This is a genomic window from Rhizobium ecuadorense, from assembly GCF_001187535.1.
Lineage (GTDB): Bacteria > Pseudomonadota > Alphaproteobacteria > Rhizobiales > Rhizobiaceae > Rhizobium > Rhizobium ecuadorense.
In genome coordinates, this window is sequence record NZ_LFIO01001087.1 from 1 (window position 1) to 487 (window position 487).

Below are 487 nucleotides of genomic sequence, written 5' to 3' on the forward strand. Positions count from 1 at the left end.
GCTTGTCGCCGCGCCCGGTCACACGCTCGGCCATTCGACCTATCTTGTCGCCTCCGGCAGCAAGCAACTGCTCGTCTCGGCCGATATCATGTATGTGCCGGCGCTGCTCGCACCCCATCCTGAATGGCAGGGCAGCTACGACCAGGATGGGCCGACGGCCATCGACACGCGCCGCCGTCTTATCGACCGCATCATTGCCGACAATATCGCGATTTGCGGCTCACATTTCCCATTCCCTGGCTCCGGCACCTTTGTCAAGGACGGAAGCGGCTATGGCTTCACGCCGACAATCCAGGCCTGAAAGGCCGAAAGGAGATCACCATGACGAAATATGCAATTCTCGGATACATCTGGCTTTGCGCTATATCCGCAGGCTTCTCCGCGGTGACGGCGCTTCCCGCCTTTGCCGTCGACAACATGCAATCGACAGACGCTCCCGACCTGACCTCGGTGCGGGCCAAGATCGATGCCAAGGACTATGCTGGTG

2 pseudogenes are annotated in these 487 nt (G+C 60.2%); both read left to right on the top strand.

The features are described from left to right. A pseudogene (locus tag AF337_RS22075) lies at positions 1 to 301 on the top strand (MBL fold metallo-hydrolase); the annotation flags it as partial. A gap of 20 nt (positions 302 to 321) precedes the next feature. Then, positions 322 to 487: pseudogene (locus AF337_RS46535) on the top strand (tetratricopeptide repeat protein); the annotation flags it as partial.